This is a genomic window from Mycobacterium sp. 3-98, assembly GCF_035918355.1.
Lineage (GTDB): Bacteria > Actinomycetota > Actinomycetes > Mycobacteriales > Mycobacteriaceae > Mycobacterium > Mycobacterium intracellulare.
The window spans coordinates 1,233,023-1,250,605 of sequence record NZ_CP142360.1 but is presented as its reverse complement, the minus strand read 5'-3'; the positions used below and the strand labels follow the sequence as shown (position 1 = coordinate 1,250,605).

The window sequence follows — 17,583 nt, the reverse complement described above, 5'->3', positions numbered from 1 at the left end:
CGTCCGGCCCTGTGATATAAGCGGAGGGTGGATTCCATGGGTTGGATCCAGGACAGCTGGCATGGGGTCACGCACGTCGGGTCCAGCACCTGGATAGCGTGGGCAGCGTGGGCGGCGATCGCCCTCGCCGTCGTCACACTGGTCTTCACCAACAGCCAGATCACCCGCAACCGCCGCGCCGCCGCCGAGCAGACCCGCCCGCACGTCGGGGTGTTCATGGAGCCGCATTCCGCCGACTGGCACGTGATCGAACTCGTGGTCCGCAACTTCGGCCAGACCGCGGCCTATGACATTCAGTTCTCGTTCGACAATCCGCCGACCGTGGCCGAATACGAAAGCGCCACCGACGGCTACGCCGATGTCGTCGAACTGCGCCTGCCCCGGGAGCTGCCGGTGCTGGCGCCCGGCCAGGAATGGCGCCTGGTGTGGGACTCCGCCCTCGACCGCGCCGAGATCGGCAGCGGCATCGAGTCGCGTTTCACCGGGACCGTCAGCTATTACGACCGCCCCGACCAGCCGCGCGGATGGCGATTCTGGCAGCGCGAGCGTTCCCCCCTGCGCACCGACGTCGTCCTGGACTGGGACGCCCTGCCACCCGTGCAGCGCATCGAGTTGATGACCACCCACGACCTGGCGAAGCGGGAGAAGGAAAAGCTGGAGCTGCTGCGCGGCCTGCTGACCTATTTCCACTACGCCAGCAAGGAGACCCGGCCCGAGGTTTTCCGCAGCGAGATCGAACGGATCAACGCCGCGGTTCGGGAGACCCAAGACCGCTGGCGCACCCGCCAACTCGACGAACCCACCGATGTGAGCCTGCGCTGGAGTAACGCCGAAGACGATCTGGGCAAACACCACAACCAGTCCGCCTGACGGCAAGGAGCAGGAGCACCCATGACCGCCCCGGTCCACTACAGCACCAAGGACTCCCTCGCCGTCATCAGGATGGACGACGGCAAGGTCAACGCGCTGGGCCCGACCATGCAGCGGGCTCTGGGCGACGCGATCGACCAGGCCGAGCGGGACAACGCCGGGGCGCTGGTGATCACCGGCAACGAGCGGGTGTTCAGCGGCGGCTTCGACCTGAAGATCCTCACCTCCGGCGAGGTGCAGCCCGCGATCGACATGTTGCGCGGCGGGTTCGAGCTGGCCTACCGGCTCCTGTCGTTTCCGAAGCCGGTGGTGATGGCGTGCACCGGCCATGCGATCGCGATGGGGGCGTTCCTGTTGTCGTCGGGCGATCACCGGGTGGCGGCCCACGCCTACAACATCCAGGCCAACGAGGTCGCGATCGGCATGGTCATCCCGTATGCCGCGCTGGAGATCATGAAGCTGCGGCTGACGCCGTCGGGGTACCAGCAGGCCGCGGGGCTGGCCAAGACGTTCTTCGGCGAAACCGCCCTTGCCGCAGGCTTTATCGACGAGATCGTGCTGCCCGAGATGGTGCTGGACCGCGCGCAGGAGGCCGCCGCCGAATTCGCCGGCCTCAATCAGCGCGCGCATGCCGCCACCAAGCTGCGCGCCCGGGCCGACGCCCTGGCCGCCATCCGCGCCGGCATCGACGGGATCGAGGCCGAATTCGGGCTCTAGCCCGCTGATTTGCCCCTGGCTGAAGTGGTTTCGGGGCCCGCTGCCGGGGAAGTCCACGCCTGTGGCCACAGATCGCATCGCGGATCCCTGGGGGGCGCGCACCCCGTACGAACCCGGCACCCCATGGCCGGACCGGGTCGACACCTACCTCGCCGACGGCATCACCGCCGAGTCGGTGGACCGCTGGGTGCAATCGGCGGCGGTGCTGCACTCCAACGGCGACGGTCTGGACATCGCCGTCAAGGACGGCCGCATCGTGGGCGTGCGCGGGCGCGCCGTCGACCGCGTCAACCACGGGCGCCTCGACCCCAAGGACCTGTTCGGCTGGCAGGCCAACGCCTCCGCCGACCGGCTCACCACCCCGATGATCAGGGAGCGCGGCGAGCTGAAGCCGTGCGACTGGGACACCGCCATGCAGCGGATCGTCGACCGCAGCAAGCAGCTGCTCGACGGCTACGGCCCCAGCTCGATCGGCTTCTACACGTCCGGACAGTTGTTCCTGGAGGCCTACTACACGCAGGGCGCCATCGCGCACGGCGCGATCGGCACCAACCACGTCGACGGCAACACCCGGCTGTGCACCGCGACGGCGGCCGAGGCGCTGAAGGAATCGTTCGGCTGCGACGGGCAGCCGGGGTCCTACACCGACGTCGACCACGCCGATGTCATCGCGTTGTTCGGGCACAACGTCGCCGAGACGCAGACGGTGCTGTGGGCGCGGATGCTGGACCGGCTGGCCGGGGCCTCGCCGCCGGCGATCGTCTGCGTCGACCCCCGGCTGACGCCGGTCGCCCGGCACGCCACCGTTCACCTGGCGCCGGTGCCGGGCACCAACGTCGCGTTGATGAACGGGCTGCTGCACGAGATCATCGGCAACGGCTGGATCGACCGGGACTACATCGACTCGCACACGGTCGGTTTCGACGAGCTGCGCGGCCGGGTCGAAGAGTTCGGACCCGAGCGGGTCGCCGACATCTGCGGCGTGCCGGCCGAGGACATCCGGCGCGCCGCGCGGCTGCTCGGCACCGCTAAGCGGCTGCTGTCCACCGTGCTGCAGGGCTTCTACCAGTCGCACCAGGCCACCGCGGCGGCCGTGCAGGTCAACAACATTCACCTGGTGCGCGGCATGCTGGGTAAGCCCGGCTGCGGGGTGCTGCAGATGAACGGGCAGCCGACGGCCGAGAACACCCGCGAATGCGGCGCCGACGGGGACCTGGCCGGTTTCCGCAGCTGGTCCAACGACTCTCACGTCGCCGAGCTGGCCGCGTTGTGGAACCTCGAGCCCCTGCAGATTCCGCACTACGCCCCGCCGACGCACGCCATGCAGATGTTCCGCTTCGCCGAGGAGGGGACGCTGCGGATGTTGTGGGTCACCGCCACCAATCCCCTGGTGTCGCTGCCGGAGCTGGCCCGCATCCGCGACATCTTCTCCCAGGAGCGGCTGTTCCTCGTCGTCCAGGACATCTTCCTGACCGAAACCGCCGCGCTGGCCGACGTCGTGTTGCCCGCCGCGGCGTGGGCCGAGAAGACCGGCACCTTCACCAACGCCGACCGCACCGTGCACCTGTCCGAAAAGGCCGTGGATCCACCGGGTTCCGCGCGCCCGGACCTCGACATCTTCCTGGACTACGCGCGCCGCATGGACTTCCGCGACAAGGACGGCCAACCCTTCCCACCCTGGACCGATGCCGAGTCGGCGTTCGAGGCGTGGAAGAAATGCAGCGCGGGGCGGCCGTGCGACTACACCGGTCTGAGCTATGCGAAACTGCGCGGCGGCAGCGGCATCCAATGGCCTTGCAACACAGAACATCCCGACGGCACCGAGCGTCTCTACGCCGACGCGAAGTTCTGGGCGGAACCCGACTACTGTGAGGCCTACGGCAAAGACATGATCACCGGCGCCCCGCTGCAGCCCGACGAGTACCGCTCGATGAACCCCTACGGCAGGGCGATCATCAAGGCGGCCCAATACGTTCCTCCCCATGAGCGGACCAGCCCGGATTTCCCGTTCGCGCTGATCACCGGACGCACCGTCTACCACTTCCATACCCGCACGAAAACCGCGCGGGCACAGCAACTTCAGCGGGCCGCCCCCGAGGTGTGGGTCGAGGTCTCGGCCGGCGACGCGCGCCGGCTGGGCATCGCCGACGGCGACCTGGTCGAGGTGAGCACGCCGCGGGGCTGCATCAGGTGCGCGGCGCGGGTCTGCGGCATCCGCGACGGCGTGTTGTTCGTGCCCTTCCACTATGGCTATTGGGATGCCGGGACCAACGGGCATCACCGGGCCGGCAACGAACTCACGCTGACCGATTGGGACCCGGTGTCCAAGCAGCCGATCTTCAAGACGGCCGCCGCCCGGCTGCGCAAAAGCCGGATGCGGCGAGCCGGCGGGAACGGCGCCGCCGCCCCGCCCGCGGCGGTTGCCGAAGCCTTGGGGGGTCAGGCGTGAAGCTCAAAATGGCGCTGCGCGAACTGCACCGCTCCGAACGCAAGCTGGCCCACGAACTCAACGTGGTCGCCGCGCGACACCACAGCGACCAGGACGTCAGCCACCTGGCGCAGGACCTGGCCGGCTGGTCACGCCATCACCTCGCCGAGCTGGCGCGGCACGGCCGCCACTACGGCCTGCACCTGTCCACCGATCCCCGCACCGGCGCGGTCACCGGTTTCCTGCAATCGCGCCTCAGCGGCCTGCTGCGGCACCGGCCGGAGCCGGGGCTGATGCTGCTCGCCGACCTACGCCGGATTCACCGCCTGTCCGCGGGGGTGTCGCTGGACTGGGAGCTGCTGGCCCAGGGGGCGCAGGCCGCCAAGGATTCCGAACTGCTGAGCCTGGCCTCGCGCTGTCATCCCGAGACGCTGCGCCAGATGCGCTGGGCCAACGCGATGCTCAAAGAGCTTTCGCCGCAAGTGTTGATGAACTGAAACGGCGAACGCGGTGACCGCCATCGGCGGCCACCGCGTTCCTCTCGCCTCCTCGCCGCCAGTCTGGCACGTGCGCGACGAGCCGTCACTTCACCCGGCGGGGCGACGGCTTACCGGAACCGGTCCAGATAAGCCGGCCAATCCCACGTCGACAGGAACGCCTGCGCCGCCGCATAGCCGCTCTCGTACAGCTCTTCGAGGCGGCCCTTGGGGATGTCGAAGTCGAGCACGCCGACATCGGTCGACTCGACCGCGATGGCGCGGGCCGCCACCCACGGCCGGCTGAGATGGGTCTGGTCGTGGCCGGCCAGCATGGTGGTGACCAGGCTTTCCAGCAACGCCGTCTGTTCGAAGAAGCGCAACGGTTTCAGGGCCGGCATCACCGCGCCGATGCCCTCGGTGAGCCTCGGCAGCACCGTGATCCCGAACGTGGGCCAGCGCGGGGCCCTGCCGTCGGGGCGGTCGAAGGTGTCGATCGGGAAATTCGACAGCACGCCGCCGTCGACCAGGGTGGACGTCGAGCCGTCGGCGCCCGTCAGCTTGACCGGGCGATAGAAGAACGGGATCGCCATCGAGGCGCGCACCGCGTCGGCCACCGGCTGCTCGTCGGGGTCCAGGCCGTAGAGCCGCCGAAAGTCCCACGGGAACCGCACCAGCTGCGCCGCTGTCAGGTCGGCGACGGTGACCACCAGCTTGTCGCGCCGCCCCTCGAGCAGGCGGTCGTCGTCGAGGTGCAGATCGCCGAAGCGGGTGACCCCGAAGTTCTTCAACTCGCTGCGGATCCAGTCGTAGGCCACGTCGCCGCGGTACATGCTGGAATCGGTGACCAGCCCCCAGGCCGCACCCAGGTAGGGCACGGGTCCGGCGTCGCGCCACTTACGCAGGGGGACCGAGAACGCGAGCTCCTTGACCTGCGCGCCGGTCAGCTGCCCATCGGTGGATCCGGCCGCCAGGATCGCCGCGACCACCGAACCGGCCGAGACCCCCGACACCCGCTTGATCGAATATCCGGCATCCATCAGCGCGACGATGGCGCCCACCAGCCCGATGAACTTGACGCCCCCGCCGGAGAGCACCAGATCGACGGGCTTCGGCTGGTGTGCGGTGGATTCCATCTACCGCTCCGACGAAACCCATTGATAGGGAAGGAATTTCCCGTCGAACGTGACCACGACGCGGTCACCGGACGGGTGCGGCTTCTTCTGGATGTCGACGCTGAAGTTGATCGCGCTCATGATCCCGTCGCCGAACTGTTCGGCGATCAGCTCCTTGAGCGCTCCGCCGTAGACCTGCAGGGCCTCGTAGAAGCGGTAGACGGTCGGGTCGGTCGGTACGGCGGTGGGCAGGCCGCCCCGCATGGGCGCCGCCGCCAGCACGGGCACCACCGACTCGTCGAGGCCGAGCAGCTCGGCCAGGGTCTTTGCTTGCTCGACCGGAATCGGGTGCTGCCCGAGCAACGCCGCCGTCGTCCACACCACCGGCCTGTCGATGGCGTCGGCCAGTTGTTGCCACGTCAGCCCCTTCGCCAGGCGCGCGACGACGATCTGTTCGGTGAGTTCGGTTCTCGTCATGGGTCCCAGCATGCACGTCGGCCCGATCGCGCCTCAGCCCGGTTTGGTCGCGGTGACCAGCCGCGTGGAGAACCACGGGCCGCCGTACCACATCCGCCAGCCGAGGTTGCGCCGCCGCACATTGCGCCAGCCCAGTTCGCGCAGCCGCTCGGCGTGCTGACGCGTCTCCCAGAGGTCCGCGATCGCGAGCCGGCCGCCCGGCCGCAGCACCCGCACGGCTTCGTCGAGCGCCCGCCGCCGGCCGGCGTGGCCGTCGATGTTGTGGATGGCCAGGTTGCTCACGACCACGTCGACGCTCTCGTCGGCCAGCGGCAGCGCGGTCACGTCGGCGGTGCGCACCTCGACGCGGTCGGCGACGCCTTCGGCGACCGCATTGGCCAGCGTGGCCTGCCGCGAGTTGTCCGTCTGGTCGGCCTGCCACAGGTCGACACCGATCGCGCGGCCCCGCGGCAACCGCTTGGCCGCGGCCAGCAGCACCGCGCCGCGCCCGCACCCGAGGTCGAGCACCGTCTCGTCGCCGGCGAGCCGCAGATCGCGCAGAACCCGGTCCCACACAACGAATTTCCCGGACCGCGTCGCGTACATGTACAGGAGCGCGTTGCCGGCGATGCCGGCGCTCGACACCGCCGCCAGCCCCGCCCGGAGCCGCTTGCCGCGCGCCCAGCTGATCGCGGCCAAGACGGCCAGGGCGACAACTTGAGCGCCGACGCCCAGCGCCTGGGTTCGCGCCGAGAACTTGTGAAACGAACCGTCGACTCCGTAATCGCCCTGGTGGTCATGCATGCCCCTCAGCTTACGACTCAGCAAGTCGCCGAAGGTTTTTCACGCGTCTCACCACCGGCCGTGATGCACCACCTCGGAAAACGGCCGGCGATTCGGTGTGCGGATCGGGCGCAGCGGGCGATCGGCGGGATAGCCCACCCCGAGCAGGAAAGCCACCAGGTGATCGTCGGGAACACCCAGGATGGCGCGCGCCTTCTCCTGATCCCCGACCGACGAGTGGCCGGTCCCGATTCCCAGGTCGGTGGCCGCGATCATCATCGCCATGGTGGCCTGGCCGATGTCGTAGTTGTCGGTGACCACCCGGCGCTCGTCGGGCGGCACCGGCGCCACGATCGCGATCGCGGCCGGCGCCGCGGCGATATGGCCGGCGCCCCGCCAGACCGTGGACAACTCCTGCAGCTGGGCGCGGTCGGTGACGATGACGAAGTCCCAGGGCTGACGGTTTTTGGCCGACGGCGCACGCCAGCCGGCTTCGGCGATCCGGTCGAGGTCCTCGTCGGAGATCGCCCGCGGCTGATACTCGCGCACATTGCGCCGCGCGCGGATCGCGTCCCAAGCATCCATCTGGTTCCCTCCCTCGCGGCTGTTCCCCAAGTATCGACGAAGCCCGCCCAAGTTTGCGTACGACGAAATCGGGAAAGTCGTGGTGACGTGGTGAACCACCCGGGCGGGCGGCTCGTGAACAACTGAATGCCCCAAGTCAGAAAGGCGGGTGGCCGCCGTGGCAGAGCACCTGACGCCGCACTTCGAAGAGGTCCAAGCCCACTACGACCTCTCGGACGACTTCTTCCGGTTGTTCCTCGACCCCACCATGACCTACAGCTGCGCGTACTGGGACCGCGGCCGAGATATCACGCTGGAAGAGGCCCAGCTGCGCAAGATCGACCTCTCGCTGGGCAAGCTGGGCCTGCGGCCGGGGATGACGCTGCTGGACGTGGGCTGCGGCTGGGGCGCCACGGCGCGCCGCGCGATCGAGAAGTACGACGTCAACGTCATCGGCTTGACCCTGTCGGCACACCAGGCCGCCCACGTGCAGAAGCTCTTCGACTCGATGGACACCGAACGCAGCCGCCGGGTCCTGCTGCACGGCTGGGAGGAGTTCGATGAGCCGGTGGACCGGATCGTCTCCATCGGCGCCTTCGAGCACTTCGGGTACGACCGCTATGACGATTTCTTCGCGATGGCGCACCGCCTCCTGCCCGACGACGGGGTGATGCTGCTGCACACGATCACCATGCTGACCCCGCAGCAGATCGTCGAGCGGGGCCTGCCGATGACCGAGGAGCAGACCAGCTTCAACGAATTCATCGCCACGGAGATCTTCCCGGGCGGGCAGTTGCCGGCCATCGAGATCGTCGAGTTCCACGCGTCCAAGATGGGTTTCAACCTCAAACGCCGGCAGTCGCTGCAGCTGCACTACGCCCGGACCCTCGACCACTGGGCCGAGGCCTTGGAGGCCCACCACAGCGAGGCCGTCGCGATCCAGTCCGAAGAGGTGTATCAGCGCTACATGCGCTACCTGACCGGCTGCGCCGACGCGTTCCGGGCCGGCTACATCGACGTCAACCAGTTCACCCTGGCGAAGTAGGCACCCCGCCCCGGGCGCCGGGGTTTATCGTGACAGCGCAATGCCGCTTCATCTGCACCGCGCCGAGCGCACCGATCTGTTGGCCGACGGGCTCGGCGCTCTGCTGGCCGATCCCCCGGCCGACCCGTTCGCCCCCGAGCTCGTCGTGGTCCCGGCGCGCGGGGTGGAGCGCTGGCTGAGCCAGCGGCTGTCGCACGTGCTCGGTCGGGCCCGCGGCGGCGGGGTTTCCGGCGGGGTGTGCGCCGGGGTTTCGTTCCGCAGCCCCGGCTCGCTGATTGCCGAGATCGCCGGCACCGCCGACGACGATCCGTGGTCGCCGGAGGCCATGGCGTGGCCCCTCCTGGAGGCGATCGACCACTCGCTGGACGAACCGTGGTGCCGCCCGCTGGCGACCCATGTCGGTCACTTCCACACTGGCGCGGAGGCCGAGCTGCGCCGGGGGCGGCGGTATGAGGTGGCGCGCCGGTTGGCCGGGCTGTTCGCCTCCTACGCACGGCAGCGCCCGCAACTGCTGATCGACTGGCTGGGCGGCGACCCGGGCGATCTCGACGAGGACCTGCGTTGGCAGCCGGAGCTGTGGCGGGCGCTGGTGTCGCGGGTCGCGGCCGATCCCCCGCACATTCGCCACGCCAAGACCCTCGCGCGGCTGTCCGAGGCGCCCAGTGACCTGCCCGCGCGGCTGTCGCTGTTCGGGCACACCCGGTTGTCGCGCACCGACTCCGAGCTGCTGGCCGCCCTGGCCATCCACCACGAGCTGCACCTGTGGCTGCCGCACCCCAGCGACCGGCTGTGGCGCGCGCTGGCCGGCACGCGCGGGGCGATCCCCCGCCGCGAGGACACCAGCCACCGCGCCGTGGGCCACCCGCTGCTCGCCACCCTGGGGCGGGACCTGCGCGAGCTGCAGCGCGGCCTGCCGGCGGACGCGCAGACCGACGAATACCTGCCCGGCGAGGCGCGCCCGGACACGCTGCTCGGCTGGGTGCAGTCCGACATCGCCGCCAACGCCGTGCGGCCGCGGGGGCGCGCGCGGGCCGACGACGACCGGTCGGTCCAGATCCACAACTGCCACGGCCCGGCCCGCCAGGTCGATGTGCTGCGCGAGGTGCTGCTCGGCCTGCTGGCCGACGACCCGACGCTCGAACCGCGCGACATCCTGGTGATGTGCCCGGACATCGAAACCTATGCGCCGCTGATCGTGGCCGACTTCGGACTCGGCGACGTGGTGCACGGCGCGCATCCCGCCCACCAGCTACGGGTGCGCCTGGCGGATCGCTCACTGGTCCAGACCAATTCGCTGCTGGCTGTGGCCTCCCAATTGCTGGGGCTCGCCGGCGGCAGGGTGACGGCCACCGAGGTGCTCAACCTGGCACAGGCCGCCCCGGTGCGCGCCCGGTTCGGGTTCACCGACGACGATCTGGAGGCCATCACCCGCTGGGTGCGGCAGGCCAACATCCGGTGGGGATTGGACCAGGAGCACCGGCGGCCCTACCACGTCGACTTCGTGCACAACACCTGGCGTTTCGGCATCGACCGGATATTGGCCGGCGTCGCGATGTCCGACGATTCGAACGCATGGATCGACGCGACGCTGCCGCTCGACGACGTGAGCAGCAACCGGGTCCCGTTGGCCGGCCAGTTCGCCGAATTCGTCGCCCGGCTGCACCACGTGGTCGACTCCCTCACCGGCACAAGGACATTGACCGAGTGGCTGGCCACCCTCGCCGGCGCCATCGCCTCGTTGACGCGGGTGCACGAGTCCGAGGAGTGGCAGACCGGTCAGGTGCAACGGGAGTTCGCCGCGGTCCTGGCGCAGGCCGGGTCACGGGGCGGCACGGTGCTGCGACTGCCCGACATCCGCGCACTGCTGACCCGGCACCTCGCCGGGCGCCCGACGCGGGCCAACTTCCGCACCGGCACGCTGACGGTGTGCACCATGGTCCCGATGCGCTCGGTCCCCCACCGGGTGGTGTGCCTGGTCGGCCTGGACGACGGGCTGTTCCCGCGTCTCGGTGTCGTCGACGGGGACGACGCGCTGGCCCGCCGCCCGATGACCGGGGAACGCGACATCCGTTCGGAGGACCGGCAATTGCTGCTCGACGCGATCGGCGCCGCCACCGAGAAACTGGTGATCACCTACACCGGCGCCAATGAATATTCGGGGCAGCCGCGCCCACCCGCCGTGCCGCTGGCCGAATTGCTGGACGCCCTCGACGTGACGACGCCGACGAAGGTGCGCCACCGCATCGTGATCGAGCATCCGTTGCAGCCGTTCGACATTCGCAACGTCATCCCCGGCGAACTGGTGCCGAAGGTGCCGTTCAGTTTCGACCCCACGGTGCTGCGCGCGGCGCGCGCGGCCAGCGGCAAACACACCGAACAACCCAAATTCGTTGCGGCGCTGCTGCCGCCCCCGCCGGCCGACGACGTCAACCTCGCCGACCTCGTCGGCTTCTTCAAAGACCCGGTGAAGGGCTTCTTCCGCGCCCTGGAATTCACGCTGCCCTACGACGTCGACGGCGTGCAGGATGCCATGCCGGTCGACATCAACGGCCTCGAGGAGTGGACCGTCGGCGACCGGATGCTGGGTGACATCCTGCGCGGGATGAGCCCCGATGACGCGCGGCAAGCCGAGTGGCGCCGCGGCACACTGCCCCCCGGCCAGCTGGGCTGGCGCAAGGTCACCGAGATCCGCGACCAGGCCGCCGCGCTGGCGCTCGAGGCGCTGCGGCATCGGCAAGACCACCGATCGGCCGCCGCCTATGACGTCGACGTCGATCTGGGCGCCGGTCGCCGACTCACCGGCACGGTGTCGCCGGTCTATGACGACGCCCTGGTCTCGGTGACCTATTCGAGGCTGGACGGCAAGCACCTGCTCGAATCGTGGATTCCGTTGCTGGCGTTGGCCGCTCACGACCCCGTCCGCGACTGGTCGGCGGTGTGCATCGGCCGGATGCGCCGCGGCAGAAGCATCCGGGTCGAGGGGCTGGGGCCACCGGACGGCGATCCCGTCGAGGTGCTGCGCGAGCTGGTGACGATCTACGACGCGGGACGGCGGGAACCGATTCCGTTGCCCATCAAGACGTCCTACGCGTGGGCGGCGGCCCGGCACGGCGGCGACGACCCGGCGGCCGAGGCGCGGCGCCGGTGGAAGACCAGCGACCGCTTCCCGGGTGAGGACCAGGCGCCGGCGCACGTGCGGGCGTGGGGGCGCGGCGCGCCGTTGGACGATCTGATGCAACCGGTGCGGCCGGGCGAGGAGTGCGACGGCGAGGACAACCGGCTCGGCGCGTATGCGGCCCGGCTGTGGCTGCCGATGCTGCGCGCCGAGCGGAAGCTCATCTGATGCAGCGCTTCGACCTGTTGGGCCCGCTGCCGGCCGAGCGCTCCACCACCGTGCTGGAGGCCAGCGCGGGCACCGGCAAGACGTTCGCGTTGGCGGGCCTGGTGACGCGGTATCTCGCCGACGGCGCGGCGAGCCTCGATCAGATGCTGCTCATCACGTTCGGCCGCGCCGCCAGCCAGGAACTGCGGGAACGTGTCCGCTGCCAAATCGTCGACGCGGTAAGGGCTTTCGCCGACCCGTCGACGGTCGGCGACAACCAGCTGGTGGCGTACCTGCTGGACGGCACCGACGATCAGCGCGCGGCGCGCCGACAGCGTCTCCGCGACGCGCTGGCCGGCTTCGACGCGGCGACCATCGCCACCACCCACCAGTTCTGCCAGCTGGTGCTGCGCTCGCTCGGCGTGGCCGGCGACACCGCCGCCAGCGTGACCCTGCTCGATAGCCTCGACGACCTGGTGACCGAGATCGTCGACGACCTCTACCTGGCGCACTTCGGGCAGGAGCGCGACGACCCGGCGCTGCACTACTCCGAGGCGCTGCGGCTGGCCCGCGAGGTGGTCAACAACCCGTCGACCCAGCTGCGGCCGCGCGACCCGGACCCCGATTCGCGGGCCGCCGTCTGCCTCCGGTTCGCCAATGACGTTCTGGCCGAGCTTGATACGCGCAAGCGCCGGCTGGGCGTCCTCGGCTATGACGACCTGCTGACCCGACTGGCCGACGCGCTGGCCACCGACGGCTCCCCCGCCCGGCTGCGGATGCACCAGCGTTGGCCGATCGTCATGGTCGACGAATTCCAGGACACCGACCCGGTGCAATGGCAGGTCATCGACCGCGCGTTCAGCGGGCGCTCCACGGTGATCCTGATCGGCGACCCCAAACAGGCGATCTATGCGTTTCGCGGGGGCGACATCGTGACCTACCTGCGGGCGGCCCAGACGGCCGGCGAGCGCAAGACGCTGGACATCAACTGGCGCAGCGATTCCGCGCTCGTGGCGCGGCTGCAGGTGGTGCTGCGCGGCGCCCAGCTCGGTGACCCCGCGATCGTGGTGAACGATGTCGGCGCGCATCACCGCGGCCACCGGCTCGCCGGCGCGCCCCGCAACGACCCGTTCCGGTTGCGCGTCGTGTCGCGAAAAACCCTGGGGCGCCGCGGCGTTCAAAACCTGCCCATCGACGAGCTGCGCGAGCACATCGGCGCCGACCTCGCCGCCGACATCCGCGCCCTGCTCGCCGCCGGCGCCACGTTCGACGGCGAGCCCCTGCAGGCCCGCGACATCGCGGTCATCGTGGAACGGCACCGGGACGCGCACGCCTGCTTCAAGGCCCTGTGCGACGCCGGCGTTCCCGCGGTCTACACCGGCAACACCGACGTGTTCACCTCCGAGGCCGCCGAGGACTGGTTGTGCCTGCTGGAGGCCTTCGACCAACCGCATCGGCCCGGCATGGTCCGCGCCGCCGCGGCGACGATGTTCTTCGGCGAGACGGCCCAAACGCTGGCGGCCGGCGGGGACGCCCTGACGGACCGGATCGCGAAAACGCTGCGGGAGTGGGCCGGTCACGCCCGGGAACGCGGCGTCGCGGCCATCTTCGAGGCCGCCCAGCTGCTGGGGATGCGCGATCGCGTGCTCGGCTGGCGGGGCGGTGAGCGGCACATGACCGACCTGGCGCACGTCACCCAGCTGCTGCAGGAGGTCGCCCACCGCGAGCATTACGGACTGCCGGCGCTGCGCGACTGGCTGCGCCGGCAACGCGACGAGCGCGGCGGCGCCCCCGAACGCAACCGCCGGCTCGACAGCGATGCCGCCGCCGTGCAGATCATGACCGTCTTCGTCAGCAAGGGCCTGCAATATCCGATCGTGTACCTGCCGTTCGCGTTCAACCGCAACACCCAGGACAGCGACGTGGTGCTGTTCCACGACGAGGACGGCACGCGTTGCCTGCACGTCGGCGGCAAGGACAGCCCCGACTTCAAAACCGTTGAGCGGCTGGGCCGTAAAGAGGATGCCAGCGACGACAGCAGGCTGACCTACGTCGCGTTGACCCGGGCGCAGGCACAGGTGGTGGCCTGGTGGTCACCGGCGTACTTCGAGCCCAACGGCGGCCTGTCGCGGCTGCTACGCGGGCGCCGGCCCGGCGACCCGGTCGTTCCGGACCGATGCGAACCCGCGAAGGTCTCCGACGATGACGCACTGGCCCGGTTGCGCGAATGGGAGGCCGCGGGCGGGCCCGTCATCGAGGACTCGGTGGTGGCGCCCGCCCCGTCGCTGCCGCCGGCGCCGGTGCCCCGGCACCTGGACAGCCGCCACTTCCACCGCGCCATCGACACCACGTGGCGGCGCACCTCCTATTCGGGACTGATCCGGGTGGCCCAGGCCAGCGGGGTCGGCAGCGAGCCCGACGTCGCCGGGCTCGACGACGAGGTCGGCGATATCCCGTTGTCCTCCCCGGCCGCCGGGCCGGACGTGCCCTCGCCGATGGCGGACCTTCCGGCGGGCGCGACGTTCGGCTCCCTGGTCCACGCCGTGCTGGAGACGGCCGACCCGTTCGCCGCGGATCTGGCCGCCGAGCTCGAAGAGCACATCCGGGAGCATTCGGCGTGGTGGCCGGTCGCCGCGACCCCCGAGGAGCTGGCCGCGGCGATGGTGCCGATGCACGACACCCCGCTGGGACCGCTGGCGGACGGGTTGACGCTGCGCCGCATCGGGCTCTCGGATCGGTTGCGGGAACTGGACTTCGAGCTTCCGCTGGCCGGCGGCGATCGGCCGTCGGTGGGGCCGGAGGCCCGCCTGGCGGACCTGGCGCCGCTGCTGCGCGAGCACCTGCCGCCCGACGATCCGCTGGTGTCGTATGCCGACCGGCTGACGGACCGGGCGCTCGGTGACCAGTCGTTGCGCGGGTACCTCACCGGCTCGATCGACGCCGTGCTCCGGATTCCCGACGGCGCGGGGCACCGCTTCGTGGTGGTGGACTACAAGACCAACCTGCTCGGGGATCCCGAGCGGCCGCTGACCGCCGCCGACTACGACCGGCCGCGGATGGCGGAGGCGATGCTGCACTCGGACTATCCGCTGCAGGCGTTGCTGTACTGCGCGGTGCTGCACCGGTTCCTGCGGTGGCGGATACGCGATTACGACCCGGACCGGCACCTCGGCGGTGTGCTCTACCTGTTCGTGCGCGGCATGTGCGGCGCGGACACCCCGGTGCGCGACGGGCACCCGTGCGGCGTCTTCAGTTGGCGGCCACCGCCGTCGTTGATCTCGGCCCTGTCGGACCTGCTCGACGCCCGGACGGTGCCGGCATGACGGCGGAGGTGATGTTCGCGACCGGATTGCTGCGCACGTTCACCGATGCCGGCGTCTTCGAGGCGGCGGACGTGCATGTGGCGCAACGGCTTACCGCGCTCACCGGCGAGTCCGACGAACGGGTGGCCCTAGCGGTCGCGCTGGTGGTACGCGCGCTGCGGGGCGGTTCGGTCTGCGTCGATCTCCGCGCGGCGCCCGGGCTGCTCGGCGACGCCGACCTGCCGTGGCCCGGCGCCGACGACTGGCTGGCGGCGGTGCGGGCCAGCGCGTTGCTCGGGCCGCCTCCGGTGCTGCGGTTTTTCGGCGATCTGCTGTACTTCGACCGGTACTGGCTCGAGGAGGAGCAGGTGTGCACCGACCTGCTGGCCTTGTCGGCGCCGCCGGTCGGCATCGAATCGTCCAGTTACGAACGGCTTTTCGAGCCCGGGTACGAGGAGCAGCGGGCCGCCGCCGAAATCGCGGTGTCGCACGCGGTGACCGTGCTGACCGGTGGCCCCGGCACCGGCAAGACCACCACGATCGCGCGGCTGCTCGCCCTGCTCCTCGAGCATGCCGAGCGGGCCGGGATGCCGCCGCCGCGGATCGCGCTGGCCGCACCGACCGGCAAGGCGGCGGCGCGGCTGGCCGAGGCGGTGGCCGCGGGGGCCCGACGGCTCGGCGCGGCCGACCGGGCGCGGCTGGCCGGCCTGTCCGGGACCACGCTGCACCGGCTGCTGGGTCCCCGGCCGGATACGTCGGTGCGGTTCAAGCACAATCGCGCCAACCGGCTGCCGCACGACGTCATCGTGGTGGACGAGACGTCGATGGTGTCGTTGACGATGATGGCCCGGCTGGCCGAAGCGGTCCGCCCGGACTCCCGGTTGATTCTGGTCGGCGACCCGGACCAGTTGGCCTCGGTGGAGGCGGGCGCCGTGCTGGCCGACCTGGTGGACGGGCTGTCCGCCCGCGGCGACGTGCGGGTGGCCGCCCTGCGCACGCCGCACCGATACGGCACGTCGATCGGCGCGCTGGCCGAGGCGATTCGGGTCGGCGACGCGGACCGGGTGGTGGAGCTGCTGGCGGCCGGGGGCGAGCACGTCGAGTGGGTGGATGCACAGCGCCCGGCCGATCGGCTGCGCGAGGTGCTCGTCGCGCACGCGCTGCGGCTGCGGTCGGCCGCGCTCCTGGGCGCGGCCGACGAGGCGCTGGCCACGCTGGACGAACACCGGCTGCTGTGCGCGCACCGCGAGGGCCCGTATGGGGCGACACACTGGAACACGTTGGTGCAGAAGTGGATTGCCGAGGCGACGGGGCAGCCGGCATGGTCGCAGTGGTACGCCGGGCGCCCGCTGCTGGTGACCGCCAACGACTACGGCCTGCGGCTCTACAACGGCGACACCGGTGTGGCGGTGGCCGGCGCGGAGGGCCTGCGGGCGGTCATCGCCGGTGCCAGCGGGCCGCTAGACTTCGCGACCAGCCGTCTCGGCGAGGTGGAGACGATGCACGCCATGACCATCCACAAGAGTCAGGGCAGCCAGGCCGACGAGGTGACCGTGCTGATACCGCCGGAGGATTCGCGACTGCTGACGCGGGAACTGTTCTACACGGCCGTGACCCGGGCGCAGACCAGGGTGCGGGTGGTGGGGCCCGAGGCCTCGGTGCGCGCGGCGATCGAGCGCCGGGCGATGCGGGCCACCGGATTGCGGCAACGGCTGCGGGCCGACGCCGCCGCGACGTGACGGACGGCGGGGGCGAGGGCGACGGTCCCGCCCCGGCGTCCCAACCCGTCTCGCGGCGGGGCCCGGTCGTGCGGCTCGCCGTGTTCGCGGCCTTTCTGGCCGTGGTGTTCTATCTGGTGGCCGTCGCGCACGTCATCGACATCGAGGAGATCCGGCGGGTGGTGTCGGCCACCGGGCCGGCGGCCCCGCTGACCTACGTCGTGGTCTCGGCGGTGGCCGGGGCGCTGTTCGTGCCGGGCTCGATTCTGGCCGCGGGCAGCGGATTGTTGTTCGGTCCGCTACTGGGCGTGTTCGTGACGCTGGGCGCGACGGTGGGCACCGCGATCGTGGCGAGTTTCGTCGGCCGGCGGGCGGGCCGCGACAGCGCCCGGGCGCTGCTGGGCGCGCAGCGCGCCGACCGCTTCGACGCCCTGATCGGGCGCCGGGGGCTGTGGGCGGTGGTCGGGCAGCGCTTCGTTCCCGGCATCTCGGACGCGCTGGCCTCGTACGCGTTCGGGGCGTTCGGAGTTCCGTTGTGGCAGATGGCCGTTGGCGCGTTCATCGGTTCGGTTCCGCGGGCCTTCGTCTACACCGCACTGGGCGCCTCGATCGGCAACCGGTCGTCGCCGCTGGCCTACGCGGCGATCGCGGTGTGGTGTGTGAGCGCCATCGTCGGCGCGTTCGCCGCCCACCGCGGGTACCGGAGATGGCGCACTCACGCCGGCCGTGACGCGGACACCGGTTCGCCAGAGCCGGGTTCCGAAGCCCGCTAGCGAGTCTTGGTCGC

12 protein-coding genes and 1 pseudogene are annotated in these 17,583 nt (G+C 70.7%); 9 read left to right on the top strand and 4 right to left on the bottom strand.

Annotated features, from left to right (window positions below; all coding sequences use genetic code 11):
* Positions 1-36 precede the first annotated feature (36 nt).
* The 4 genes and pseudogenes from QGN30_RS06075 to QGN30_RS06060 form a co-directional block, all read left to right on the top strand.
* Positions 37-878 (top strand): annotated as a pseudogene (locus QGN30_RS06075) (hypothetical protein); the annotation flags it as partial.
* Between the two features lie 13 nt (positions 879-891).
* Positions 892-1,587 carry a crotonase/enoyl-CoA hydratase family protein gene (locus tag QGN30_RS06070; RefSeq protein WP_008260954.1) on the top strand — a complete coding sequence of 232 codons (696 nt, stop codon included), beginning with the start codon at positions 892-894 and terminating at the stop codon, positions 1,585-1,587.
* Positions 1,588-1,648: 61 nt separating this feature from the next.
* A complete protein-coding gene (locus tag QGN30_RS06065; protein ID WP_248923241.1) occupies positions 1,649-4,036 on the top strand; it encodes a molybdopterin oxidoreductase family protein in 2,388 nt (795 codons plus the stop codon).
* Positions 4,033-4,512, top strand: a complete 480-nt coding sequence (locus tag QGN30_RS06060; RefSeq protein ID WP_008260959.1) for a hypothetical protein — start codon at positions 4,033-4,035, stop codon at positions 4,510-4,512. The genes QGN30_RS06065 and QGN30_RS06060 overlap by 4 nt, the downstream gene beginning before the upstream one ends.
* A gap of 110 nt (positions 4,513-4,622) precedes the next feature.
* Here QGN30_RS06060 and QGN30_RS06055 read toward each other — a convergent pair whose 3' ends face one another.
* Genes QGN30_RS06055 through QGN30_RS06040 form a run of 4 tightly spaced genes read right to left on the bottom strand, consistent with a single transcriptional unit; the run spans position 4,623 to position 7,430 of the window.
* Positions 4,623-5,627, bottom strand: a complete 1,005-nt coding sequence (locus tag QGN30_RS06055) for a patatin-like phospholipase family protein (protein WP_008260961.1) — start codon at positions 5,625-5,627, stop codon at positions 4,623-4,625.
* On the bottom strand, positions 5,628-6,083 hold the full coding sequence (cynS, locus tag QGN30_RS06050) for a cyanase (RefSeq protein ID WP_442587018.1): 456 nt from the start codon (positions 6,081-6,083) through the stop codon (positions 5,628-5,630).
* A gap of 33 nt (positions 6,084-6,116) precedes the next feature.
* Positions 6,117-6,866, bottom strand: a complete 750-nt coding sequence (locus QGN30_RS06045; protein WP_014381155.1) for a class I SAM-dependent methyltransferase — start codon at positions 6,864-6,866, stop codon at positions 6,117-6,119.
* A 48-nt stretch (positions 6,867-6,914) separates the two neighbouring features.
* On the bottom strand, positions 6,915-7,430 hold the full coding sequence (locus QGN30_RS06040) for a nitroreductase family protein (RefSeq protein ID WP_009957403.1): 516 nt from the start codon (positions 7,428-7,430) through the stop codon (positions 6,915-6,917).
* A gap of 157 nt (positions 7,431-7,587) precedes the next feature.
* Between QGN30_RS06040 and QGN30_RS06035 the strand changes: the two genes are divergently transcribed.
* Genes QGN30_RS06035 through QGN30_RS06015 form a run of 5 tightly spaced genes read left to right on the top strand, consistent with a single transcriptional unit; the run spans position 7,588 to position 17,569 of the window.
* Positions 7,588-8,454 carry a cyclopropane mycolic acid synthase family methyltransferase gene (locus QGN30_RS06035; RefSeq protein ID WP_008260968.1) on the top strand — a complete coding sequence of 289 codons (867 nt, stop codon included), beginning with the start codon at positions 7,588-7,590 and terminating at the stop codon, positions 8,452-8,454.
* A 40-nt stretch (positions 8,455-8,494) separates the two neighbouring features.
* The gene (gene recC / locus QGN30_RS06030; RefSeq protein WP_248923242.1) at positions 8,495-11,797 is read left to right on the top strand and encodes an exodeoxyribonuclease V subunit gamma; all 3,303 of its coding nucleotides are present in this window, start codon (positions 8,495-8,497) and stop codon (positions 11,795-11,797) included.
* Complete coding sequence (gene recB / locus QGN30_RS06025) at positions 11,797-15,099, top strand: exodeoxyribonuclease V subunit beta (RefSeq protein WP_014381158.1); 3,303 nt, start codon at positions 11,797-11,799, stop codon at positions 15,097-15,099. Before recC ends, recB begins: the two co-directional genes overlap by 1 nt.
* Positions 15,096-16,817, top strand: coding sequence for an exodeoxyribonuclease V subunit alpha (recD, locus tag QGN30_RS06020; RefSeq protein ID WP_014381159.1), 1,722 nt, complete (start codon positions 15,096-15,098; stop codon positions 16,815-16,817). Before recB ends, recD begins: the two co-directional genes overlap by 4 nt.
* Positions 16,814-17,569: a TVP38/TMEM64 family protein gene (locus tag QGN30_RS06015; protein ID WP_036459711.1), complete on the top strand. Its 756-nt coding sequence runs from the start codon at positions 16,814-16,816 to the stop codon at positions 17,567-17,569. Before recD ends, QGN30_RS06015 begins: the two co-directional genes overlap by 4 nt.
* Positions 17,570-17,583: the final 14 nt, after the last annotated feature.